At 61.1% G+C, this 24,641-nt stretch carries 18 protein-coding genes and 2 pseudogenes; 14 read left to right on the top strand and 6 right to left on the bottom strand.

Translation table 11 applies throughout. The annotated features are described in order from the left end of the window. The first annotated feature begins 78 nt into the window (after nt 1–78). The 6 genes and pseudogenes from ACYP2Q_RS19375 (at nt 79) to ACYP2Q_RS19350 (ending at nt 5,711) form a co-directional block, all read left to right on the top strand. The gene (locus tag ACYP2Q_RS19375) at nt 79–1,350 is read left to right on the top strand and encodes a DUF1631 family protein (protein ID WP_459732012.1); all 1,272 of its coding nucleotides are present in this window, start codon (nt 79–81) and stop codon (nt 1,348–1,350) included. 140 nt (nt 1,351–1,490) lie between these two features. After that, entirely contained in the window at nt 1,491–2,048 is a 558-nt protein-coding gene (ampD, locus tag ACYP2Q_RS19370) for a 1,6-anhydro-N-acetylmuramyl-L-alanine amidase AmpD (protein WP_459732096.1), read from the top strand. Further along, on the top strand, nt 2,048–2,884 hold the full coding sequence (gene ampE, locus ACYP2Q_RS19365; RefSeq protein WP_459732011.1) for a regulatory signaling modulator protein AmpE: 837 nt from the start codon (nt 2,048–2,050) through the stop codon (nt 2,882–2,884). The genes ampD and ampE overlap by 1 nt, the downstream gene beginning before the upstream one ends. Nucleotides 2,885–3,203: 319 nt before the next feature. Then, nucleotides 3,204–4,295: pseudogene (locus ACYP2Q_RS19360) on the top strand (methyl-accepting chemotaxis protein); the annotation flags it as partial. After that, entirely contained in the window at nt 4,272–5,201 is a 930-nt protein-coding gene (locus ACYP2Q_RS19355) for a methyl-accepting chemotaxis protein (protein ID WP_459732095.1), read from the top strand. The pseudogene ACYP2Q_RS19360 and the gene ACYP2Q_RS19355, both read left to right, overlap by 24 nt. 120 nt (nt 5,202–5,321) lie before the next feature. Continuing rightward, nucleotides 5,322–5,711 (top strand): hypothetical protein, encoded by a 390-nt coding sequence (locus ACYP2Q_RS19350; RefSeq protein ID WP_459732010.1) that lies wholly within the window; start codon nt 5,322–5,324, stop codon nt 5,709–5,711. On the opposite strand, the gene ACYP2Q_RS19345 is transcribed toward ACYP2Q_RS19350, so the two are convergent. Both ACYP2Q_RS19345 and cra read right to left on the bottom strand, forming a co-directional pair. Then, complete coding sequence (locus tag ACYP2Q_RS19345) at nt 5,712–6,488, bottom strand: TatD family hydrolase (RefSeq protein ID WP_459732009.1); 777 nt, start codon at nt 6,486–6,488, stop codon at nt 5,712–5,714. 3 nt (nt 6,489–6,491) lie between these two features. Beyond that, nucleotides 6,492–7,487, bottom strand: a complete 996-nt coding sequence (gene cra, locus ACYP2Q_RS19340; protein ID WP_459732008.1) for a catabolite repressor/activator — start codon at nt 7,485–7,487, stop codon at nt 6,492–6,494. A gap of 294 nt (nt 7,488–7,781) precedes the next feature. On the opposite strand from cra, the gene ptsP reads away from it, so the two are divergent. From ptsP to ACYP2Q_RS19320, 4 genes and pseudogenes are all read left to right on the top strand, one after another. Continuing rightward, complete coding sequence (gene ptsP, locus ACYP2Q_RS19335) at nt 7,782–10,643, top strand: phosphoenolpyruvate--protein phosphotransferase (protein ID WP_459732007.1); 2,862 nt, start codon at nt 7,782–7,784, stop codon at nt 10,641–10,643. Further along, the gene (gene pfkB / locus ACYP2Q_RS19330; protein WP_459732006.1) at nt 10,643–11,584 is read left to right on the top strand and encodes a 1-phosphofructokinase; all 942 of its coding nucleotides are present in this window, start codon (nt 10,643–10,645) and stop codon (nt 11,582–11,584) included. The genes ptsP and pfkB overlap by 1 nt, the downstream gene beginning before the upstream one ends. Nucleotides 11,585–11,595: 11 nt before the next feature. After that, nucleotides 11,596–13,335, top strand: coding sequence for a PTS fructose-like transporter subunit IIB (locus ACYP2Q_RS19325; protein ID WP_459732005.1), 1,740 nt, complete (start codon nt 11,596–11,598; stop codon nt 13,333–13,335). 60 nt (nt 13,336–13,395) lie between these two features. Next, nucleotides 13,396–14,939 (top strand): annotated as a pseudogene (locus tag ACYP2Q_RS19320) (alkaline phosphatase D family protein). A gap of 97 nt (nt 14,940–15,036) precedes the next feature. On the opposite strand, the gene ACYP2Q_RS19315 reads toward ACYP2Q_RS19320, so the two are convergent. Both ACYP2Q_RS19315 and ACYP2Q_RS19310 read right to left on the bottom strand, forming a co-directional pair. Beyond that, nucleotides 15,037–17,565, bottom strand: coding sequence for a PepSY domain-containing protein (locus ACYP2Q_RS19315; RefSeq protein ID WP_459732004.1), 2,529 nt, complete (start codon nt 17,563–17,565; stop codon nt 15,037–15,039). 242 nt (nt 17,566–17,807) lie between these two features. Continuing rightward, a complete protein-coding gene (locus tag ACYP2Q_RS19310; RefSeq protein ID WP_459732003.1) occupies nt 17,808–20,132 on the bottom strand; it encodes a TonB-dependent receptor in 2,325 nt (774 codons plus the stop codon). A gap of 209 nt (nt 20,133–20,341) precedes the next feature. On the opposite strand from ACYP2Q_RS19310, the gene ACYP2Q_RS19305 reads away from it, so the two are divergent. From ACYP2Q_RS19305 to ACYP2Q_RS19290, 4 genes are read left to right on the top strand one after another with little or no spacing between them, the layout of a single operon-like run. Continuing rightward, the gene (locus tag ACYP2Q_RS19305; RefSeq protein ID WP_459732002.1) at nt 20,342–21,022 is read left to right on the top strand and encodes a Fe2+-dependent dioxygenase; all 681 of its coding nucleotides are present in this window, start codon (nt 20,342–20,344) and stop codon (nt 21,020–21,022) included. Then, nucleotides 21,019–21,804: a tetratricopeptide repeat protein gene (locus tag ACYP2Q_RS19300; protein WP_459732001.1), complete on the top strand. Its 786-nt coding sequence runs from the start codon at nt 21,019–21,021 to the stop codon at nt 21,802–21,804. The genes ACYP2Q_RS19305 and ACYP2Q_RS19300 overlap by 4 nt, the downstream gene beginning before the upstream one ends. Nucleotides 21,805–21,861: 57 nt before the next feature. Further along, nucleotides 21,862–22,125, top strand: a complete 264-nt coding sequence (locus tag ACYP2Q_RS19295) for a CopG family ribbon-helix-helix protein (protein ID WP_459732000.1) — start codon at nt 21,862–21,864, stop codon at nt 22,123–22,125. Beyond that, nucleotides 22,125–22,400 carry a type II toxin-antitoxin system RelE/ParE family toxin gene (locus ACYP2Q_RS19290; protein ID WP_459731999.1) on the top strand — a complete coding sequence of 92 codons (276 nt, stop codon included), beginning with the start codon at nt 22,125–22,127 and terminating at the stop codon, nt 22,398–22,400. The genes ACYP2Q_RS19295 and ACYP2Q_RS19290 overlap by 1 nt, the downstream gene beginning before the upstream one ends. Nucleotides 22,401–22,482: 82 nt before the next feature. Here the strand turns inward: ACYP2Q_RS19290 and ACYP2Q_RS19285 are convergent, their stop codons facing one another. Both ACYP2Q_RS19285 and ACYP2Q_RS19280 read right to left on the bottom strand, forming a co-directional pair. Further along, the gene (locus ACYP2Q_RS19285; protein WP_046820597.1) at nt 22,483–23,646 is read right to left on the bottom strand and encodes a type III PLP-dependent enzyme; all 1,164 of its coding nucleotides are present in this window, start codon (nt 23,644–23,646) and stop codon (nt 22,483–22,485) included. Between the two features lie 585 nt (nt 23,647–24,231). Next, the gene (locus ACYP2Q_RS19280) at nt 24,232–24,585 is read right to left on the bottom strand and encodes a hypothetical protein (RefSeq protein WP_459731998.1); all 354 of its coding nucleotides are present in this window, start codon (nt 24,583–24,585) and stop codon (nt 24,232–24,234) included. Nucleotides 24,586–24,641: the final 56 nt, after the last annotated feature.

Below are 24,641 nucleotides of genomic sequence, written 5' to 3'. Positions count from 1 at the left end.
GTTAGAGCTACCTTTACCCGATAATTTGCCTTGGATTTGACGTCATGACTTTGACGGTTGCGGATTTCAGGAGGCTGGATGCACAACGACGGGAATGTGGTGCCTTTGCGCAGGGTCGCTATCGACCAGGCGACGACCCCGCCACTCGCCCGCCTGCCTGTCATTGCGCTGCAGGTTCGCGACAAGGCGATTCAACAGCTCAGGCAGGGCTTGCAGGCGCTGTTCGATAATGCCGACGAAACCCTCTTCGAAATGGCCGACCGGGCACTCGATGACGTCGAGCAGAACCTGTTCTTTGAGGCGATGCGCGACCTGCGCTTGAAGCGCAAAAGCATCGAGCGGTTGTTTTTCGAGCAGCTCTTCGAAGCGTTCGTCAGTCTCGCCCAATACAAACTCACTGACACGGTCCCGACTGATGGCGGGTTGGCGCGTAACCTGGCTGTGGCAGCGATGGTCAACAAGGTGCTGAACCGCGACGGCTTTGCCCTTGACCAACTCACCGCCCGGTTTAGTACGTTGTTGGCCAGGACGCTGACCGAGCAGCGCAACCCTTTGGGGCCGACGATGCTCTGTGAGTTCTTCCTGGAGGCAGGGCGTAACCTGGGCGTCGACATCAAGGTCAAGCTGATCATCCTCCAGCTGTTTGATCGCTACGTGCTCAGTGGTGCCGGTCAGCTATACGCCCAGGCCAACCAACTCTTGATCGCCACCGGTGTGCTGCCTGGTCTCAATCCCGCCCCGACACACTACGTGACGGATAACACCACTGCCGGTGCGATCGCCAGGCCGGCAGTTGCGCAAGCTGACGACAATGAGCCTGCGATACTCGCGGTGAGGGCATCGGTGGGACAGCGTTTGTTGAATGAGTTTGTCGATGGCCCGGCGACATTTTCCGAGCAGCAGGCTGAGTCCCTTGAGTTCAACCGTGACGAACGCCGTCGCAGCGAAATGTTCGAGCAGCGGATTCGTGATGCCGAAGAAGGTCGCGTCAAGACCGCTTTGGCCCGCCAGCGCGTCGAGCAGGCATTGAATCAGGCGCTGCAGGGCAAAGTATTGCCGCAAGGTGTACTGACGTTCGTGCAAGACGCCTGGAGCAACGTGTTGTTAATGACCTGCCTCAAACACGGCCATCTGTCACTACAGTGGCGCGCTGACGTGCAGACGGTGACGCAATTGATCTGGAGTGTTCAGCGACATGACGATCCAGATGCACGTGCCCAATTGTTGACTCTGGTTCCGGGGTTGCTCAAATCATTGCGCGAGGGGCTGAGCAGTTCGGCGTTCGATCCGTTTTCCACCAGCGCGTTTTTCAGCGAGCTGGAGCGCCTACACATTCAATTGTTCGAGTAGACGGCGCAATCGCCCGCAGGTACTGCGCCCTAGTGGTAGTTAACAGCGACCTGCAGCGCCTCAATCGCGTCAAGTGATCGCTCCCGGTGGGCTATCGCGGCATACTGGGCGTCAACACAGTCGTCGTTGAAGGAATCTGTATGCAGCTGGACCCCGCGAGCGGTTGGTGCAAGGGCGTGCATGTATGCCCCTCGCCCAACTTCAATGCGCGCCCCGAAGGCGAAATTTCCCTGCTGGTGATTCACAACATCAGCCTGCCGCCAGCGCAGTTCCAGACTGGCAAGGTGCAGGAGTTTTTCCAGAACCGCCTGGATGTCACGGAGCATCCCTACTTTGAAGGGATTGCCGACCTGCGGGTGTCTGCGCATTTTCTGATCGAGCGTGACGGCACCGTCACTCAGTTTGTCTCTTGCCTTGATCGCGCCTGGCATGCGGGTGTTTCGAGTTTCGAGGGGCGGGAAACCTGTAACGATTTTTCCGTAGGCATCGAACTCGAAGGCACGGATGATCTGCCATTCGACGATCCGCAATATCGTTCGTTAACGAACCTGACCCGCCAGCTGCAGTCGGCGTTTCCGGCAATCACCACGCAACGCATCTGCGGGCACAGCGACATCGCCCCCGGGCGCAAGACCGATCCGGGGCCTGCGTTCGACTGGACACGCTATCGCGCAGCCCTGGCACAAGAGGAAGGATAATGAGTTTTCTGGTGTTGCTGTTGGCGGTGTGGATCGAGAAATTTTCGGCCCTGCGCCACCGGGTTCAACGCGACGCTGGCTGGATTCGCGAGCTGCACAAGCTTGAACTCAGCCCGCGCCTGGTGAACCATCCGTGGCTGGTCCTGGCCGTGCTGGTGTTGTTTCCGGTGGCGCTGCTGGGCTTGCTGCTGGTGGTGCTCGACCCTGTCGCCTACGGTCTATTGGCACTGCCGGTGCATTTGCTGGTGGTGATCTACAGCCTGGGTCGCGGTGACCTGCTGGGCGGTCTCGGACCTTTCCGCGATGCCTGGCGCCGCGAAGACCTGCAGGCGGCGGCCCATGTGGCCAAGCGTGACCTGGACATCTGCGCCGACAATGCCGAGCAATTGCTGGAGCGGGTCGAAGGACATCTTCTGTGGGAGGCCTACCAGAGCTTTTTCGCGATCATTTTCTGGTACTTCCTGCTGGGACCCGTCGCCGCGCTGAGCTATCGATTGCTGGCCCTGGCCGAAGAGCACGGGCAAAACCCGGCCGTGGTCGAGCGCGCCGCGCAACTACGCCATGCATTCGACTGGGTGCCGGTGCGTCTTTTGGCAGCCAGCCTTGCCCTGGTCGGCAACTTTGTCGCAGTCAGCCGGGTGATGTTGCACGAACTGTTGAACTGGAACATCAGTGCCGCCCAACTGATCGAACGGGTCGGACTGGTGGCCGGTGAAATTCCAGCGCCGGTGGTTGGGCCTGAGGGCATTCACAACCTCGACCGGATCTGGGAGTTGCTGCTGCGGGCGGCTGTACTCTGGTATGCGGGGTTTGCGTTGTGGACTGTGTTGCCGTAGGGGCCGGCTTGTCGGCACAACCGTCCTTGAGCGTTGGGTTGATCTTGCGGGCCTCATCGCTGGCAAGCCAGCTCCTACAGGGGTAATGCGTACGGCTCCCGATCAGGTCGGCTGTCAGGCCGCCATCGCCGGCAGGCCAGCTCCCACAAAGTTTTGTGCGCGCCGTTAACCTTAAGTTACAAAACAATCCCCTGATTTACGCTATACAGGGATAGCGCCGAATAGTGGCTATCTGCTGTCTCGCCGCGCTCACCCATAAAAATAAGAAATCCAAGGGAGACTTCCAGTGAAGAGCTTGCTCTATCCCGCCGTCGCGCTGATGAACCGCCTGAGTTTTGGCATGAAGTTCAGTCTGATCAGCGTACTGTTCCTGGTGCCGATGCTGGTAACCAACTTCTACCTGGTGCGTGATTCCTATCGCGAATTCCAGGGCACCCGGGTCGAGCTGCAGAGCCTGGATCTGTTGGGAAGCAGCCTCGCGTTACGGCGTGATCTGGAAACCCTGAACAATCTTGTGCAGATTAACGTCGCCCTTGGCCAGTCCGGCAAGGCAGGGAATGTCGAGACGCAGATCGGCACGCTGGAACAAGGCGTCCTGGCACGCTTGCAGGGGTTGACGGCGATGGCCACCGATCCGGAGCAGATCGCACTGTTCGATGGCAAGCGCGATGAAATGATCAGCGCGTTCAAGGCCCAGCAGACGGAAAAATCCCTGCAAAGCAAAAGTGCATTGATCGGCAAACTGCTCGGCAATGCGCAGGTCTTCGGCCAGGTCATCGCCAGTCAGGCTGGCCTGAGCCACGACAGTCAAAGTGACATGCGTCAACTGAGCGAACTCGTCACCAACATCACCCCGCGCATCACGCAGCTGCTTGGCGAAGGCCGTGCATTGGGCTCCGCTTCGCTGGGCCAGGGTTTTCTCAATTCGTCGTCGAGCACGCGTTTCGATGAATTGCTCGCGCAAATCGAAAAGCTCCATGCCGAGTATGGCTTGAAGCTGCAGGACGCCACGGGCTCCAGCAACGCCGCACGCGAAGCATTGGCGGGCCAGGCTGACAGCAGCAAGGCCTCATTGAAAAAGGCCAGTGAACTGTTCGAAGAGCAGGTGGTGATGGCCGACACGCTCGATGCACCGTGGCTGGCCTTTTACGATCAGGCTTCGGCGCTGATGGGCCAGACTTACCAGCTCAATGAAGCCACCTTGAAATTTCTCGGTAGCCAGTTGCAACAGCGCCTGGAACAGAATCGCACGCACATGATTCTGCAGGCAGTGGCGCTGTCGGTGGTGTTTGTGCTGATCTTTTATCTTTACGGCGCTTTCTACGCTTCGACCCGCACCACTCTCAAGCGTCTTGGCGCGGTCATGGATAAGGTGGCAGCCGGCGACATGACGGTCACCTTCAACGCCCACAGTCGTGATGAACTGGGCGAGTTAGGCGAGGTGTTCAACGGCACCGTGAAAAAAATCCATGACTTGATCGAACGTGTCGGACAGACCGTCGGCGAAGTCGAGCGCCAGGCCACGCAAGTCGAGAGTGTCTCGGCGCAAAGCAACCAGGCCGTGGCCGGGCAACGCTCGCAGATCGAGCAGGTCGCCACCGCGATGAACCAGATGTCGGCTACTTCCCTGGAGGTGGCGCGCAGCGCTGCCGCCGCCGTCAGCAGTGCCCACAGCGTCAACGACGAAACGGTGAACGGTCGCGGGCTGGTTCAGTCGCAACAGGGCAGCATCGCTGCACTGGCCAGCGAAATCGATCAATCAGTGCAGGTGATCAACCAGCTGGCCAGCGACAGCCAGTCCATCAGCCGTGTGCTGGAGGTCATCAAGAGCATCGCCGAACAGACCAACCTGCTGGCGCTCAATGCCGCCATCGAGGCCGCCAGGGCGGGTGAGCAGGGCCGCGGGTTTGCGGTGGTCGCGGATGAAGTCCGCACGCTGGCCAAGCGCACTCAGCAATCGACCGAAGAAATCGAACAGATGATCGCCAAGCTGCACGGCGGTGTCGGGGCCGCGGTCAAGGCGATGGGTGTCAGCCATGAGATGGCCAGCGGCACGGTGGGGCAGTCGGAGAAAGTCCAGCAGGCCCTGGAAAATATCCTTGGGGCTGTCGGCATGATCGTCGACCAGAACCAGCAGATCGCCGCGGCTGTGGAGCAGCAGACCGCCGTGGCCCACGACATTGACCAGAACATTGTCGAGATCAATCGTGCCGGAGAACGCACTGCCGAAGGTGCGCACCAGACTGAGGATGCCAGCCGCGCGCTGTCGGCGCAGGTAGTGGAGCTCAAACAGCTGATCAGCGCGTTCCGGGTCTGAAAGTTCTGTAGTACCTCTTCCGAGAGCCCGAAGGAAAACTCCTGTTTTCCTCCGGGCTCTGGTTTTTCGTCTTCAATGAAGGAGTATCCACTTCACTGACCGCTTGGAGGAGGCATGGTTATGGCTGTTGCAACATATGGAATCCAGGGTCGCTGTGCGCATTGCCAGCGCACGCTGTTACTCAAACCCTGGCAACTCAATGCCATCGCAATCAACGAAGCATTCACCTGTTCTCATTGTCAGAAACAACTGCAACTGTGCGACCCGAAACAAATCAAACGCTTCAGGTCCCTGGACTCGATAGCCATGTTGAAGGCAAGCCTGTTGGTCACGATTTGCACCGCGTTGCTGGTGGTGTTGGTATTGGAATGGGTCGGAATATTCAGCGTCGTGGAGCAGCTGAATTTTTCGCTGGGGGCGATTTTCGTCTACTTCGTTGCCCTGCGATTTGCCCGTCAGCGTCAGCACATGACACTGATTCTCGAGGCCGCCAAGGCCCACGTCGACTGATTACCAGTTGAACAATTCCCGGGCATTGGCAGTGCTGGCGGTCGCCAGTTGTTCGGGGGCGAGCGACATGATTGCCGCCAGTGCGGTGCAGATCGCCGGCAAGTGCGCCGGGCTGTTGCGCTGGCCGGGGAACATCGCGGGCGCCATGTCTGGCGAATCGGTTTCCAGCACCACCGAATCCAGTGGCAGCTGGGCGAGTACACGGTGCATGCGCAGTGCCTGGGGCCAGGTCGCCGCGCCACCGAGACCGAGCTTGAAACCGAGCTTGATGTATTCGCGAGCTTCTTCCTGGCTGCCGGCGAAGGCATGGATGATCCCGGCGCGTTTGAGCTTGAAGCGTTTAAGCGTGGCAATCACGGCTGCATGACTGCGGCGCACATGGATCAGCGCGGGCAGGTGAAAATCCACCGCCAGTTGCAGTTGCGCGTCGAACAACGCTTGCTGGCGTTCGCGATCCAGGGTTTCAATGAAGTAGTCCAGGCCGATCTCGCCCACCGCACACAGCTGGCGATGGCTGGCCAATCGCGTCAGCCAATCGCCCAGCTCGGTGAGATGCTCGGGACGATGATCGTCCAGATACACTGGGTGCAAACCGAACGCCGCATGCAGGTCGGGATCTTTTTGCACCAATTCCCAGACACGCTGCCAATTGTCCTGATAAACCCCCAGCACCACCATCTGCCGCACTCCGAGAGCACGGCTTTCGGTCATCAGCGCCTGGCGATCCGCATCGAAGTCGGGGAAGTCCAGGTGAGTGTGGGTGTCGATCAGGTCCATGGCTCAGTCCTGGCGAATACGTTGTTTGAACGTCCGCGCGATGGCCTGCACACCGGGTTGGTAATCGGATTGCTCGATGGCCGCCAGGGCGAGGGCGAGTGCCTTGTCGGCAATCAACTGGTGTTGCTGCGCCATGGCATTCACTGGCAGCGGCAGGAAATCCAGCAACTGGGTGTCACCAAAGGTGCCGAGGCGCAGCGGGCGGGTTTTCAGCGGGAAGTCGTGCAACGCATCGAACACACCCTGGAGCAGGACATAGGACGTCGTCACCAGGGCTTCGGGCAAATGTCCTACGCGCTGGAGCAATTCTTCCATCAACTGTTTGCCGCATTCACGGCTGAATGAATCACCGTGTTCGATCAGGACCTCGCCTTCGTACCCGATCAGGGCCTCCTTGAACCCGGCGGCCCGTTCCTGGCTGATGCTCAACTCGGGGCGGGCACCGATCAAGGCGATCTGTTTGGGCAGCGGATCAAGCAGGCTTTGGGTCAGGTGTAGGCTGGCCTCGCGATCGTCGCTGATCACCGAGCAGAAATACTCGGGCTCCATGACCCGGTCGATGGCGATGATCGGAATGCCTTTGGCTTGCAGCAGGCGATAGCTGTCGTCGCCCGGCGGCAGGCAACTGGCGACGATCAGGGCATCACAGCGACGGGCGCGGAACAGTTGCAGCAGTTGCCGTTCACTGTCGGGAGCATCGTCGGAACTGGCGATCAGCAGCTGGTAGCCACGCGCCCGGGCGCCTTGTTCCAGGAGCTTGGCGATCCGCGCGTAGCTGGGGTTTTCCAGGTCCGGCAGAATGAAGCCCAAGGTCCGGGTGTGGCGACTGCGCAGGCCGGCCGCCTGGGGATTAGGCGTGAAGCCATGTTCTTCGACGACCGCGCGCACGCGCTCGACAGTGGCGCTGCTGATGCGTTGCTGTTCGGCCTTGCCATTGATGACGTAGCTGGCGGTGGTGACGGACACACCGGCCAACTGGGCTATATCACTGAGTTTCAACCCGCTATTCCTTGTTTTCTCGAGCTTGCCTCGACATTTTTACCAATCCTACCCGATTCAGGCAGGCGACCTTGGTCACAACGCATCCGACAAGTTGGGCTTCAACGATGCAACATTATCGGTTAACGTGCCAATCACTCTAGATTAAACGTTTCAGCAGGCGTATTTTCTGCGTTATTGGCTGCTTTGGCCGGTTCTGCCGCGAAACCACCAAAGATTGTTTAAAGACAAAGGCCTAAGCTGAATCATTCAAAAACAATACCTGGCGTCCCAAGGATGCCAACAGGAGAAAGCATGCTCGAGCTCACCATAGAGCAGATATCCATGGGCCAGTCGGCTGTGGATAAGTCCGCCGCGCTGCAACTGCTGGCCCGGCACCTGGTTGCCGATGGCCTGGTCGACGAGGGCTACCTCGCCGGCTTGCAGGCGCGCGAAGCACAGGGCTCGACCTTTCTCGGTCAAGGTATTGCCATCCCCCACGGTACGCCTGAAACCCGCGACCAGGTGTTTTCCACAGGCGTGCGCCTGATGCAATTCCCCGAAGGCGTGGACTGGGGCGACGGGCAGATCGTCTACCTGGCGATCGGCATTGCCGCCAAGTCCGACGAACACCTGCGCCTGCTGCAACTGCTGACCCGCGCCCTTGGTGAAACCGATCTGGGCCAGGCCTTGCGCCGCGCCGGCTCCGCCGAGGCCTTGTTGAAACTGTTGCAAGGGGCGCCGCAGGAACTGGCGCTGGATGCGCAGATGATCGGCCTGGGTGTCGCCGCCGAGGATTTCGAAGAGCTGGTCTGGCGCGGTGCGCGTTTGCTGCGTCAGGCCGATTGCGTCAGCAACGGTTTCTCCGCCGTATTGCAGCAGGTCGAAGCGCTGCCGCTGGGCGATGGCTTGTGGTGGCTGCACAGTGAACAAACGGTAAAACGCCCGGGCCTGGCGTTCGTCACCCCGGACAGACCGCTGCGTTACCTCGGGCAGCCGCTGAACGGGCTGTTCTGTCTCGCCAGCCTCGGCGAGGCCCACCAAGCGTTGCTCGAACGCCTGTGTGCATTGCTGATTGAAGGTCGCGGCCATGAGTTGGGCCGCGCCACCAGTTGCCGCGCCGTGCTTGAAGTGTTGGGTGGTGAACTGCCCGCCGATTGGCCGAGCGCGCGCATAACGCTGGCCAATGCCCACGGCCTGCACGCCCGTCCGGCGAAAATCCTCGCGCAACTGGCGAAAAGTTTCGACGGCGAGATTCGTATCCGCATCGTCGATGGCCAGGACAGTGCGGTGTCGGTCAAGAGCTTGAGCAAACTGCTCAGCCTCGGCGCCCGTCGTGGCCAGGTGCTGGAAATCATTGCCGAGCCGAGCATCGCCAGCGACGCCTTGCCCGCCCTGCTGGCCGCCATCGAAGAAGGCCTGGGTGAAGAGGTCGAGCCGTTGCCAGCGGTCAGCCAGCCCCGTGAAGAAATGGTCGAGGTGGCCCAGGTGCTGCTCGCCCCGGTGTCCGGCAGTCTGGTGCAGGCCATTGCCGCCGCCCCGGGAATCGCCATCGGCCCGGCGCATATCCAGGTGCTGCAAACCATTGATTACCCGCTGCGCGGAGAGTCCGCCGCCATTGAGCGTGAGCGTCTCAAGCAAGCGTTGGCACACGTGCGCCAGGACATCGGCGGCTTGATCAATCGCAGCAAGGCCAAGGCCATCCGCGAGATTTTTATCACCCACCAGGAAATGCTCGACGACCCGGAATTGACCGATGAGGTCGACACCCGTCTCAAGCAGGGCGAAAGCGCGGAAGCGGCGTGGATGTCGGTGATCGAAGCCGCCGCTCGGCAACAGGAGTCCTTGCAGGATGCCTTGCTCGCCGAGCGTGCCGCCGATCTGCGCGACATCGGCCGTCGAGTGCTGGCACAACTCAGCGGTGTCGAAACCCTGAGTGAACCTGAGCAGCCGTACATTCTGGTGATGGACGAAGTCGGCCCGTCCGACGTGGCGCGGCTTGATCCGACCCGGGTCGCCGGCATTCTCACCGCCCGGGGTGGCGCCACCGCCCACAGTGCGATTGTGGCGCGGGCCCTGGGGATTCCAGCGCTGGTCGGCGCCGGCGCGGCGGTGTTGCTGCTGGCGCCGGGTACGCCATTGCTGATCGATGGCCAGCGCGGTCGCTTGCATGTCGACGCCGATGCAGCCACTTTGCAACGCGCCACCGTGGAACGCGACACCCGCGAACAACGCCTCAAGGCCGCCGCCGAACAACGCCATCAACCGGCGCTGACCACCGACGGTCACGCCGTCGAAGTGTTCGCCAACATCGGCGAAAGCGCCGGCGTCACCAGCGCGGTGGAGCAGGGCGCCGAAGGCATCGGTCTGCTGCGCACCGAGCTGATTTTCATGGCCCACCCGCAAGCGCCGGACGAGGCGACCCAGGAAGCCGAATACCGCCGTGTGCTCGATGGCCTCGCCGGTCGGCCGCTGGTGGTGCGCACCCTGGATGTGGGGGGCGATAAACCGCTGCCGTATTGGCCGATCGCCAAGGAAGAAAACCCGTTCCTCGGCGTGCGCGGCATTCGCTTGACCCTGCAACGGCCCCAGATCATGGAGGCACAGTTGCGCGCCTTGCTGCGGGCCGCCGACAACCGCCCGCTGCGGATCATGTTCCCGATGGTCGGCAGCGTCGACGAGTGGCGCCAGGCGCGGGACATGACCGAGCGCCTGCGCCTGGAAATCCCGGTCGCGGACCTGCAACTGGGGATCATGATCGAAGTGCCATCGGCGGCCCTGCTGGCGCCGGTGCTGGCCAGGGAAGTCGACTTTTTCAGCGTCGGCACCAATGACCTGACGCAATACACCCTGGCCATCGACCGTGGTCACCCAACCTTGTCGGCCCAGGCGGATGGCTTGCATCCGGCGGTGCTGCAACTGATCGACATCACCGTGCGCGCGGCCCATGCCCATGGCAAGTGGGTTGGCGTGTGCGGCGAGCTGGCGGCCGATCCGCTGGCGGTGCCGGTGCTGGTCGGCCTGGGTGTGGATGAGCTCAGTGTCGGCGGGCGCAGCATTGCCGAGGTCAAGGCGCGGATTCGCGAGCTCAGTCTCGCCCAGGCCCGGACGTTGGCCCAACAAGCCCTGATCGTGGGCAGCGCAAATGAAGTACGTGCATTAGTGGAGGCCCTGTAATGGCCAAGATTCTGACCCTGACCCTCAACCCCGCGCTGGACCTGACGGTCGAGTTGTCGCACCTGGAGCCCGGTCAGGTCAACCGCAGTGACGCCATGCACACCCACGCCGCCGGCAAAGGGGTGAACGTGGCGCAAGTGCTGGCAGACCTGGGGCATCAACTGACGGTCAGCGGGTTTCTCGGCGAAGACAATCTGCAATCGTTTGAAACCCTGTTCGCCAAACGCGGTTTTGTCGATGCCTTCATCCGTGTTCCCGGTGAGACACGCAGCAATATCAAACTGGCGGAAAGCGATGGGCGCATCACCGACCTCAATGGTCCGGGACCGCTGGTCAGCGCGACGGCGCAGCAGGCCTTGCTCGAGCGGCTCGAGCGGATTGCGCCGGGGCATGACGCGGTCGTGGTGGCCGGCAGCTTGCCCCAGGGCATCAGCCCGCAGTGGTTGCAGGCGTTGATCGTGCGCTTGAAGGGCCTGGGCCTGAAGGTGGCCCTCGACACCAGTGGGGAGGCCTTGCGTGCCGCGCTCAAGGCCGGCCCCTGGTTGATCAAGCCCAATGCCGAGGAGCTGGCGGAAGTGGTCGGGGGCGAGGTGGTGTCGGTCTTGGCCCAGGCGCAGGCCGCCAGCCGTCTGCACGCCCAGGGCATCGAACATGTGGTGATCTCCCACGGCGCCGAAGGCGTGAACTGGTTCAGTGTCGGTTCGGCGCTGCACGCCACGCCGCCCAGGGTCAGTGTCGCCAGCACGGTCGGGGCGGGGGATTCGCTGCTGGCCGGCATGCTGCATGGCCTGGTCAACGCCGACACGCCGGAGCAGACGTTGCGCACGGCCACGGCGATTGCCGCGATGGCGGTCACCCAGATCGGTTTCGGTATCAGCGATGCGGCGCAACTGGCGCAGCTCGAACAGGGTGTGCGCGTGCGCCCCCTGACAGAACAATAAGAGGGTTGGTCATGAAGTTAGCCATTGTTACTGCCTGCCCGAACGGCATGGTCACCAGTGTGCTGTGTGCCCGCTTGCTCGATGCAGCGGCCCAGCGCCAGGGCTGGAGCACCAGCGTCGAGATCAGCGATGCGGCGCATCCCGAACGGCAACTGTCGGCGGCCACGATCGAGGCGGCCGAGTGGGTGTTGCTGGTGACCAGCGCGCCTGTGGATATGTCGCGTTTCGTCGGTAAGCGTTTGTTCCAGAGCACTCCGGCCCAGGCGCTGCAGGATGTCGAAGCGGTGCTGCGCCGTGGTGCTGAAGAGGCTCAGGTGTATGTCGCCCCTCAAGCCGTGGTCGAGCCGATAGCTGTCGTCAAGAACGCGCCGCGACTGGTGGCCGTGACGGCCTGTCCGACCGGTGTCGCGCACACCTTCATGGCTGCCGAAGCCTTGCAGCAAGCGGCCAAACGCCTGGGCTATGACTTGCAGGTGGAAACCCAGGGCTCGGTCGGCGCACGCAACCCGCTGAGCAGCGACGCGATTGCCGAGGCCGATGTGGTGCTGCTGGCGGCGGACATCGAAGTCGCCACCGAGCGTTTTGCCGGCAAGAAGATTTACCGCTGCGGCACCGGCATTGCCCTCAAGCAGGCGGAAGCGACGCTGAATAAAGCGCTGGCCGAAGGCAAGCAGGAAACCGCCTCGACGGGTGCCAAGGGGCCAACCAAGCAAGAGAAGACCGGAGTCTACAAACACCTGTTGACCGGCGTGTCGTTCATGTTGCCGATGGTGGTGGCGGGCGGTCTGATGATTGCCTTGTCGTTCGTGTTCGGCATCACCGCATTCAAGGAGGAGGGGACGCTGGCGGCGGCGCTGATGCAGATCGGCGGCGAGACTGCGTTCAAGCTGATGGTGCCGTTGCTGGCAGGCTACATCGCCTATTCGATTGCCGACCGCCCGGGCCTGGCGCCGGGGATGATCGGCGGCCTGCTGGCGAGCACCCTGGGCGCCGGGTTCATCGGCGGGATCATTGCCGGGTTTATCGCCGGTTACGCGGCGCAGGCGATCAATCGTTATGCGCGGTTGCCACAAAGCCTGGAAGCGCTGAAACCGATCCTGATCATCCCGTTGCTGGCGAGCCTGTTCACCGGCCTGGTGATGATCTACGTGGTCGGCAAGCCGGTGGCGGGCATGCTCACCGGGCTTACGCACTTTCTCGACAGCATGGGCACCACCAACGCGATTCTGCTCGGGGTGCTACTGGGCGGCATGATGTGCGTCGACCTTGGCGGGCCGATCAACAAGGCTGCCTATGCGTTTTCGGTCGGGTTGCTGGCGTCCCAGAGTTATGCACCGATGGCGGCGACCATGGCCGCCGGCATGGTGCCGCCGATCGGTCTGGGCATCGCCACCTTCATCGCCCGGCGCAAGTTCGCCCAGACTGAACGCGAGGCGGGCAAGGCAGCGCTGGTGCTGGGGCTGTGCTTCATCTCCGAAGGCGCGATACCGTTTGCCGCGAAGGACCCGCTGCGGGTGATCCCGGCGAGCATTGCCGGGGGGGCGCTGACCGGTGCGTTGTCGATGTACTTTGGCTGCAAGTTGATGGCGCCCCACGGTGGCTTGTTCGTGTTGGCGATTCCGAATGCGATCAACCATGCGTTGCTGTATCTGCTGGCGATTGTTGCGGGGAGTTTGTTGACGGCGGTGGTGTATGCGCTGGTCAAGCGGCCGGAGGTGGTGGAGTTGGCGTTGGAGCCGGTGAAGGCGTAGATCAAAAGATCGCAGCCTGCGGCAGCTCCTACAGGGAATGCATTCCAGTGGGAGAACACCATGAGCGAATTCGATCTTGGGCGCCGGCGTGTCATTCAAGCCGTCGGCGCCGGGCTGCTGTTGCCGGGCCTGGCACCGGCGGTGATCGCTTCGGTCAAGGCTCGACCGCAACTCACCGATGGCGTGCAGTCCGGCGACTTGCTGGGCGATAAGGCGATCATCTGGAGCCGCTGCGACCGCCCTGCTCGCATGGTGGTGGAGTGGGACACCCGCAGCCTCTTCCCAACCCCCGGCGATTCGTCTCGGCGCTGACAGACGCCCGCAGCGACTTCACGGCGCGGGTCGAACTCAGTGGGTTGCCCGCCGACCAGGCGATTTTCTACCGTGTGCAATTCGAAGACGCCCAGAGCGGCGTCGCCAGCGAGCCGTGGTTTGGCCACCTGCGCAGTGTGCCCCAGTCTCGGCGCAATATTCGTTTCGTCTGGAGCGGCGACACCGCCGGCCAGGGCTTCGGCATCAACCCGGACATCGGCGGCATGCGCATCTACGAAGCCATGCGCCTGCGCCTGCCGGACTTCTTTATCCACAGCGGCGACACCATCTACGCCGATGGCCCCATACCGGCGCAACTCCTCATCGAGGGCGGTCGGATATGGCGCAACATCACCAGCGAGGCGAAGAGCAAGGTCGCCGAAAGCCTCGACGATTTCCGGGGCAATTATCGTTACAACCTGATGGACGAGAACGTCCGCCGCTTCAACGCCGAAGTGCCGCAGATCTGGCAATGGGATGACCACGAGGTGGTGAACAACTGGTCACCGGGCAAAGTGCCGGATGGGCGCTACACCGACAAAGATATCCACAGCCTGGTCAGTCGCGGGCGGCAGGCCTGGCTTGAATATGCGCCGATGCGCTGGCAGAGCGCCGAGGGCGGCAAACGGATTTATCGGCAACTCGATTACGGGCCGTTGCTCGATGTGTTCGTGATCGACATGCGCAGTTACCGCGGGGCCAATGACGCCAACCTGGGCGATGCCAAGCCGTTTCTTGGCCGCGAACAACTGGACTGGCTGAAGGCCTCGTTGAAAGCCTCCAAGGCCCAATGGAAAGTCATTGCCGCCGACATGTCGATAGGCCTTGGCGCACCGGATGGCCAGGTCAGCCCCGGCGTGACGCGCTGGGAAGCGGTGGCTAACGGCGACCCTGGACCCGCCCAGGGGCGGGAGCTGGAAATTGCCGAGCTGCTGGGTTTCCTGCGGGCGCAGCAGGTGCGCAATTTTGTCTGGCTGACGGCGGATGTGCACTATTGCGCGGCGCATCACTATCACCCGGACCGTGCCGCGTTCCAGGACTTCGAACCGTTCTGGGAGTTTGTCGCGGGGCCGCTGAATGCGGGGAGCTTCGGCCCGGATACGCTGGATAAAACCTTCGGTCCTGAAGTGGTGTTCGAGAAAGCGCCACCGGTGCACAACATGTCGCCGTTTGGCGGATTCCAGTTTTTTGGCGAGGTGAACATCGACGGGCAGAGCGGGGAGTTGAGTGTGGTGTTGCGGGATCTGGAGGGGGTGGCGGTGTTCGAGCAGAGGTTACAACCAACCCTGTAGGAGCGAGCTTGCTCGCGAAGACTGACTGACATTCAACATCTGTGTTGCCTGTCAGACCGCTTTCGCGAGCAAGCTCGCTCCTACAGGGCGGGTGGGGTCAGTAGACGTCGCGGCGGTAGCGGCCTTGTTCGATCAGGCGCTCGACCTCGGCAGCGCCGAGCACATCGTTGAGCACTTGGTCGACGCCTGAGGCCATGCCCTGCAGGCTGCCGCAAATGTAGATTACGGCACCGTCCGCCAGCCATTGCTTCAGCTCATTGGCCGATTCGCGCAAGCGATCCTGCACGTAGATCTTCTCGGCCTGGTCCCGGGAAAACGCCAGGTCCAGGCGTTCCAGATCGCCGGCAATCAACCACTCTTGCAGCTCATCGCGACACAGGTAGTCGTGCTCACGGTTGCGCTCGCCGAACAACAGCCAGTGACGTTGTTGCCCATCGGCAATTCGCGCCTTGAGCAGGCTGCGCAAGCCGGCGAGGCCGGTGCCGTTGCCCAGCAGGATCATCGGCACCGGTTCGTTGGGCAGATGGAAGCCGCTGTTGCGCCGCACCCGCAGGCTGATGCTGCCGCCCACGGGGGCGTGCTCGGTCAGCCAGCCGGAACCGACGCCAAGGCTGCCATCGGGATGCAGTTCCTGGCGCACGATCAATTCCAGGGCGCCGTCCGCGGCAATCGAGGCGATGGAGTACTCGCGCATCGCCAAGGGCACCAGTGCAGACACCAGCGCCTGGGCATGCAAGCCGACCAGATGCGTGCGGTTCTCGGGCAGCTGGCGACCGGCGAGGGCCTGCTCCAGGGTTTGCGACAAGCCATCGAGTTCAATCGTGGCGCGGCCGTCGATCCCCAGGCCGTCGAGGAAGTGCTCGATAGCCCAAGGGCAATTGCGTGGCAGCACTTCCACCAGGTCACCGGCCAGCCAACTGCTGGTGGTGGGGGCGGCCAGGCCAAGCAAGTACACCGGGGCACCGCTGCTGTCCGGGTTGAGCAGTTCGCGACGGGTCAGGGTCCAGTTGTCGTACCGCGGTGCCTGCCAGGTGTCGATCGGCGCCTGGCCGGTCAACTGGCCGAGTTGCTGCTGCCAGTGACGCAGGGCATAGGGGTCGCCGCTGTCGACTTCCACCGGCGCGAACAGGGTCTTGCCGCCATGTTCGCCCAGCCAGTTGTGCAGGCGGTGGGCGAACCCGCAGAAATGTTGATACTGCCGGTCGCCGAGCCCAAGCACGGCATAGTTCAGGCTGTCGAGGCTCAACGCCCGACCCAGCACCTTGCGTTCGAAACCGCGGGCGCTGTCCGGCGCTTCGCCGTCGCCGAAGGTGCTGACCACGAACAGCGCGTTGCTCGAACCCAGCAGTTGCTGCTCGCTGACATCCGCCAGCGGTTGCACCTTCACTGGCAGGCCGGCCGCCTGCAACTGGCCGGCGGTCTGCCAGGCCAGTTGTTCGGCAAAGCCACTCTGGCTGGCGAAACCGATGAGCCATGCCGGGGTGTCGCTGGCGGGCTGGGCCAGGCCTTTGCGGGATTCCCTGATCTGGCGTTTCTTGCGCCGGCGATCCAGGTACAGCAGCCAGCCGGTGATGAAGAACAGCGGCATGCTCAGGGCCGTGAGCGTCAGGATGATGCGTCCGACGATGCCGAAGTAGCTGCCCACGTGCAGCGCGTAGATGCTGGTGAGCAGCTGCGCCTTGAGGCTCTTGTCGCTGTAGCGGTCATGCCGCTTGATCGCGCCGGTAGCCGGGTCGAGGGTGATCTGGTTCAGCGCACGGTCGTGGGGCGAGTCTTTCAACAGGTAGAAAACGGTCGCCGGTTGCCCGGCCACAGGCGGCATGCGGGTGTTGTAGAAGCTCAGGTCGGGCCCGGCGGCGCTGTAGATGCTGCTCCACATCGCCGAGTAATCGGCCGTCGGCGCCGGACCGCTTGGCCCAGGGCCGCGTCCGCCGCGCACACGTTCGTTCTGCGGCGAATCGGAGAGCAATCGGGTCAGGCCCTTGTGGTACCACTCGTAGGACCAGGACAAGCCGGTCAGCGCGGCCAGGAGGTAAAACACCAGGCACCAGGTGCCGGCAACCGAGTGCAGGTCCCAGTTGAAGCTGCGGCCTTTTTTCTTCCAGTCGAGGGTCAACCAGGCGCGCCAGCTTTTCCACTGGCGAGGCCAGCGCAGGTACAGGCCAGACAGGCAGAAGAACACCAGGATCAGGGTACAGGCGCCGGTGATCTGCCGACCGGTATCGCCCATGGCGAGGAAGCGGTGCAGTTGCAGCATCAGGCCGAAGAAGCCCTGGCCGGTGGCATCGCCCAGCAGTTCACCGGTGTAGGGGTCGAAGTAACGCATGGGGCCGCGACGCTCGCCCGCTGGCGGGGTGAAGAACACTTTGGCGGCAGTGTCACTGTCGATGCCAACCGAGAGCATCGCGACTTTCATCTGTGTCGTCGCTTCGATCTTCTCCACCAGGTCGGCCGGTGGCAGCACGCCGGCGACCTGCTTCTGGACCTGCAACACGGAAGGGTTCAGCGCGTACAGGATCTCATCCTGAAACGAGACCGTCGCACCGGTGATGCCCATCAGGGCCAGGACCAGTCCGGCGCTGATGCCAAAAAACCAGTGCAGCTGGAACAGGGTTTTCTTCAACACGTCGCTCGCCTTGTTCGTTCAAAAATAATCATCACGGCGCGCATTATGCCGTGGGTTGTCGAGAAACATTCCCTTTACACACAAAAGCCCCGTTCACCTGGATGAACGGGGCCTGGCCACCGCCAATGTCTGTTTGTAGGAGCGAGCTTGCTCGCGAAAAACCCGAGGGCGACGCGGGGTGCCAGACAGGCCGCGTTTTCGTTGACGACCATCGCGAGCAAGCTCGCTCCTACAAGTTTCTATCAGAAGTGGAAGTTGGTGCTCAGCAGCGCAGTACGGCCCGCCGCCTGGTTGGCGAAGTGCGTGGAGAACGCCTTGTCGTAGTAGGTGACGTCGGTCAGGTTCTGCACGTTCAGTTGCAGGTCGATGTTCTTGGTCAGCTTGTAGGCGGCCATCGCGTCGTAACGCACATAGTCGTTGACCATGGTGGTGTTGGCCACGCTGCCGAACACGTCGTCGACATAGAACGCACCGCCACCGACGGTCAGCTTCGGCGTAACCTGGTAGGTCGTCCACAGGCTGGCGCTGTTTTTCGGCGTGTTAGGCAGTTCGTTGCCGTCGTTGGCCTTGTTTGCCGGCAGATCACCACCGTCAACCTGCTCGCTGTCCATGTAGGCGTAACCGGCGAAGACTTGCCATTTGTCGGTGAGCTTGCCGGTGGCCGACAACTCGAAACCTTGAACGCGGGTCTTGCCAGCGTTTTCGTACGTGGTGGTATCGACCTGGACGCGGGCGTTGTCTTTCTCGGTGCGGAAGATATCCGCGGTCAAGGACAGACGATCGTTCAGCAGATCCCACTTGGTACCGATTTCGTAGTTCTTGGTGGTTTCCGGCTCCATGTCGCTTTTGAGCAGGTTGCCGTTGCGATCCGGGGTGCCGCCCAGCGGGTTGCCGTCCTGACCCTCGCCAAGCGTGGAACCCGGAGGTGTCGCGGAGGTTGCGTAGGACGCATAGATGCTGCCGTTTTCCGCGGGTTTGTAGACCACGCCGAACTGACCGGTGACGAACTCGCTGACATCATCGCCCTTGGAGGTCGTGGTGCCGGCGGCGTTGTAGGTCTTGTAGTCGGTGTCGAAATGGTCGTAGCGCAGGCCCATGTTCACCAGCCACTGCTCGGACAACTCCAGGGTGTCGAACACGTAGAGCGCGTAGGTTTTACCCGTGGTATCGGTGCCGGCGTAGTTGCGGTTGATCGAACCGTTCCATGGATCGTTCGGGTTCGGGTTCGACAGCGAGGTGCAGTTGTAGCCGCTTGGCGCGCCGACGAGGGCCGGGTTGCAGTTGGTGGTGGCTGCGGCTGTCCCAGGCGTGGTATCGGTGTTGACGGTGTACGAGGACTTCTTGCTTTCCTCGCGGCTCAACTCGATACCGGTGTCGAAGCTGTTCTTGAAGCCCGCGATGTAGACATCACCAAACAGGTCGGTCTGGTTGGTGGTGGTATCGGTGTTGCTGACACGGGTGTTGGCCCGACGCCACACGGTGCCGTTGTTGACGTTGCCCTTGCTGTCGTCCGGCTGGGTCAGGATGTAGTCCTGCATGCTGCTGCCGTGGCGCAGGGTGTTCTTGACGGTCAGCGCGTCGTTCAGGTCGTGCTCGACGGCGATGGTCGCGGTGTCGGTACGGCCCTTGCGGAAGTCACGATCGGTCAGGCCGTAGAAGTTGCTGCTGTCGCCACCGGCGTAAGGCTTGTCCGGATTGGACTTGGTACGCGCAGCCGAGCCACCGGCCGGAATGGTGTAGGGAATACCCGAGTCCGGCGTGTCGTTGCTTTCCAGGTGGTAGTAGTCAAGGTTGACACGGGTGTCGGTGCCCAGGCCGAACGCCAGCGATGGCGCGACGCCCCAGCGATCGTAGTCGACGCTTTCGCGGCCGGCGACGTTGCTTTCGTGGCTCATCAGGTTCAGGCGACCGGCAGCGGTGTCGGAGAACTGGTAGTTGCCGTCCATGGTGTAGCGCTGGGTCTGGTCCGAACCCCAGGTGAAGCCACCGTCGAACGAGTCGCCCAGGTGCGCTTTCTTGCTCACCAGGTTGATGCTGCCGCCGGCAGCGCCGCGACCGCCAATGGCCGAGTTGGGGCCCTTGCTGACTTCGATCGATTCAACGGCGAAGATTTCGCGGCTCTGCGAACCGGTGTCGCGCACGCCATCCAGGTAGGTGTCGCCCTGGGCATCGAAGCCGCGGATGAACGGACGGTCGCCCTGGGGGTTGCCGCCTTCGCCGGCACCGAAGGTGATGCCCGGAACGGTACGCAGCGCGTCCTGCATGTTCAGGGCGCCGGTGTCCTTGAGGACCTGTTGCGGGATGACGGTGATCGAGCGCGGAGTGTCCACCAGCGGCGCGGTGTACTTGGGCGAGGAGGCTTTCTCGACGTTGTAGGAGGTCTCGTCCTGGGCTTCGCCGGTGATCGCGGTGGCGCCTAGCGAAATGGTGTTGCTCGGCGCTTTCTCGTCGGTTTTTTCAGCGGCGAAAACCATCTGGCCCGCAGAGCCGGCAGTGATCGCCACGCCAATTGCGGACGCGAGCAGACGCGGTGAACTGACCGGTAGTTGTGGGTGCTGACGTGACATTTTTTATTCCCCTCCCCAAGGATTTGAGGCCGCGGAATATAGGGTAAACACGTCTTCGTATCAATTGCGAAACATTACTATTTGCACTGAATTTACATTCTTTACAATTTAACCTTACGGTTTTCGCTGTTTCATTCGTCTGTCGGGTTTTACACAGGCAATAAGAATCAATACCATTGACACCCCTTTGCTTTCAGGTGCTTGCCCCCATGCTGCTGCACATTCCCGGCCTGTTCGAAAAAGAAGAAGTGCAGCGCATTCGCGAGGCTCTGCAACAGGCCGATTGGGCCGATGGCAAGATCACCGCCGGCTATCAATCGGCCAAGGCCAAGCACAACCTGCAGTTGCCGGAAGGTCACCCGCTGGCCAAGGAAATCGGCGCGGCCATGCTGGAACGGCTGTGGAAGAACCCGCAGTTCATGTCCGCAGCGTTACCGCACAAAGTGTTTCCGCCGTTGCTGAACTGTTACACGGCTGGCGGCAGTTTCGATTTCCACATCGACAACGCCGTGCGTCAGCCCAAGGGCAGTATCGAACGGGTGCGCACCGACCTCTCGGCCACGCTGTTCTTCAGCGAGCCCGAGGACTACGACGGCGGCGAACTGGAAATCCAGGACACCTTCGGCACCCAGCGCGTGAAGCTGCCGGCTGGCGACATGGTGTTGTACCCCGGCACCAGCCTGCACAAGGTCAACGCCGTCACCCGTGGTACACGCTACGCCTCGTTTTTCTGGACTCAGAGCCTGGTGCGAGAAGACAGCCAGCGTGCCCTGTTGTTCGAGATGGACGGGGCGATCCGGCAGTTGACCGAGGACGTGCCGGATCACCCTTCGCTGATTCGCCTGACCGGCACTTATCACAACCTGTTGCGTCGCTGGGTCGAGGTATGAGTTTTCAATTGCGTCGCGAGGAAGTCCTCGACGGCGATACGCTCAAGTCCATGCTCGAAGAAAGCCCGGCCCGTGCCGCCCAAGCCATTTTGCTGGCGGCGCGAGAAGATGTCCTCGATGCCCAAGCGTTGCTCGGGCAGATTCTGCTGGACGGGCAGGGGATCGCCCAGGATCAGCCGCTGGCCGTGCGCTGGTTCGACATCGCCGCCCGGCGCGGGCATTTGATGGCGCGTAACATGCTCGGGCGTTGTCATGAACATGGCTGGGGTTGCGAGGCCGATGCTTTCGTGGCTGCGCGGCATTATCAGATTGCAGCCAAGGCCGGACTGGATTGGGCGATGTACAACTACGCCAATCTGCTGGCGACCGGGCGTGGGGTGGTTGAGGATCAACTGCAGGCGCTCAATCTGTATCGCCGCGCGGCTGAACTGGGCCATGCGAAATCGATGAATCTGCTGGGGCGCTATCTGGAAGAAGGGCAGGTCTGCCCGGGGGATCCGGCAGAAGCCCGTGACTGGTATCGGCGTTCGGCCGAGGGCGGGGACTTTCGTGGGCAGTTCAGTTTTGCGGCGGTGTTGGCGGATGAAGGAAACATCGACGAGGCGCTGCAATGGCTGCGCCAGGCCCTGGCCGGGGGGAATCTGAATTTTTTGCGGGTGGCGAGCCAGACGTTGCTAGACGCGCAAAACCCGAGAATTCGCGAATTGGCCGCCCTCTATCATCAAAGGCTGATACAACTGAGCGATGAACGGAGCGTACCTGGGGTTGTTGAGTTGGTTTGAATCACTATGATTAGAAGTTAATCACTCTTCGTCAAACCACTTAATAGAGACGACATCATGGCTGCAACCAGAGTATTGACTGCGCATGTACCCATGGAACTCGCTGATAAAGTCGATCAGATGGCCGCCAAGATGGAGCGTTCACGGGGCTGGATCATGAAACAGGCGCTTGCCGACTGGATCGATCTGGAGGAAGAGAGAAGCCGACTGACTCGCGAGGCGATGGCAGACGTAGATGCCGGAAGGGTGATCGATCATCAATCTGTCCAGGCTTGGGCAGAAAGCTTGAGCACTGAAAACCCGTTGCCGGTACCGCGCTGATGGAGTTGAAGTGGACGAGCAAGGCTTTATCGGAACTTGCCCGGCTTTTTGAGTTTCTTGCAGTGGTCAATCGTCCAGCGGCGGCTCGAACTGTTCAATCCCTGACTCAGGCACCCACGGCCTTGCTGAGCAATCCACGAATTGGCGAGCGGATCGAAGAGTTCGAACCGCGAGACGTACGAAAGCTCTTAGTCGGCCATTACGAAATGCGATACGAAATTCAAGGCTCGTCGCTTTACATACTGCGTCTTTGGCATGTGCGGGAAGACCGGTAGAAAACGCCCTCTTAAGCACAAAATTTCAGGCGCAAAAAAGCCCATGACACGTCATGGGCTTTTTGATTTCTGCGTGCGGTACTTACACGTAGAACGACTTCAGCGGCGGGAAGCCATTGAACTCGACGGCGCTGTAGCTGGTGGTGTACGCACCGGTCGACAGCCAGTACAGGCGATCACCAATGGCCAGGTTCAGCGGCAGGCCGTACTTGTAGTTTTCGTACATGATGTCGGCGCTGTCGCAGGTTGGGCCGGCAATGACGACTTCTTCCATCTCGCCTTTCTTTTCGGTCCAGATCGGGAACTTGATGGCTTCGTCCATGGTTTCGATCAGGCCGGAGAACTTGCCCACGTCCGTGTACACCCAACGCTCGACCGCAGTACGCGACTTACGCGCAACCAGCACCACTTCGCTGACCAGGATGCCGGCGTTGGCGATCAGCGAACGGCCCGGCTCCAGGATGATTTCCGGCAGGTCGTCGCCGAAGTCTTCCTTGAGGAAGCGAATGATTTCTTCGGCGTAGGTTTCCAGGCTGTTGGTGCGGGTGATGTAGTTGGCCGGGAAGCCACCGCCCATGTTGATCAGCTTCAGGACGATGCCGTCTTCTTCCTTCAGGCGCTCGAAGATCACTTTGACCTTGGCGATCGCGGCGTCCCAGACGCTGATGTCGCGTTGTTGCGAGCCAACGTGGAAGGAGATGCCGTACGGCACGAGGCCCAGGTCACGGGCGAGGATCAGCAGGTCCATGGCCATGTCGGTCTGGCAGCCGAATTTGCGCGACAAAGGCCAGTCGGCGGTGGTCGAGCCTTCGGTCAGGATACGTACGTAGACTTTCGAACCCGGAGCGGCCTTGGCGATGTTGCGCAGGTCGGCTTCGGAGTCGGTGGCATACAGGCGCACGCCCTTCTCGTAGAAGTAGCGGATGTCCTTGGATTTCTTGATGGTGTTGCCGTAGCTGATCTGGTCGGCGCTGACGCCACGGCTCAGTACTTTGTCCAGCTCATAGATCGAGGCGATGTCGAAGCTCGAGCCTTTCTCCTTGAGCAGGTCGATGATTTCCACGGCCGGGTTGGCCTTGACCGCGTAGTAGACCTTGGCGAATTCGAAACCGGCGCGCAGGTCATCGTAGGCCTGGCTGATCATCGCGGTGTCGATCACCACGAACGGGGTTTCTTGCTTGTCGGCGAACGCCTTCATTTTCTGAAAGGTTTCGCGCGCGAAATAATCTTCGACCTGGATCGACATGCTGGGAACTCCTACTGGCAAACTGAAATTATCAATGGGTGCAAATGAACGTCCTCCGTATCCCCACTTTGGTTCGCCTACTTCCCAAGGCATGTCGCCGAAAGCAAAAAGGCCATGGGAAGCGCTGCTTTCCCTTGGCCTTGCTGTCTCGTCGTCAGTACTTGAGCCGGATGGATCGTTTCCAGCATGGACGTTCGGCGCGAACTTTAGGGCGTGAGGGGCTTGAGATCAACAAAAAATGTCGCGATTTTGCACGCTTCCGTCGTGCGGTCCCTGACAGCTACTGATGTAACCGACCTGCGTGACAGTGTGATGTTCCCGTTGGAAGGGTTTTAAGATGCCGGGATTGGGCAGGAGTCGCGGGCGCAGCGCTGAGTGGATGGCATGACGGGCGGTTGGCTCAGCCAACCGCCCGTCATGCGATTTTGGTGAATCAAACTGGGAAGCTGCATTTTCTCGCAGTTGTAAGGAAGATCGGAAAAAGTGGTTCTACAAAATTTGTACCGCCACATGAATTAATCTCAGAGCAGTCAGTCAGTAATTTTTTAGGTTCTGCGGGTTACAGTGTAGACAAGGACCTGCTACTTAGGTGGTAGGGTTTAAGGCGGTGACGGTGAATGTAACAGTTTTATTGATGTTGTGATTGCTGCGAAGTTTTGCAGTGACTGTTACGTTGAAATTCGATTGTACGTTAGTTGCTGTAATCGTAACATTCTGATTTCCTGTTATTGCGATTTGTCGGCTAGGGGCTGCGGTTACGGTCCAGTCGAGAGCGTCCGGAAGTCCAATGCCTGCTGCATTAAAGGCCTGGCCTGTTGTAGTGGCAGTCAGGTTATTTCCTTTTGTAACAAATTTGTTGCCGACACCGGCAACTCTGACTTCAACCGGTGTGGTTTTAGCGTTTTTTTGTTCAGCTGAACTGCTCGAATTATTTGTCATGATAATGCTCCTTGCTAGTTATGTTTTAGTTACTTAAAGGTATTTTTTAGTAACGG

Source organism: Pseudomonas sp. MHK4, from assembly GCF_054600775.1.
Note: the sequence above shows the minus strand (reverse complement) of the source record. Positions and strands in the feature narration are given on the sequence as shown.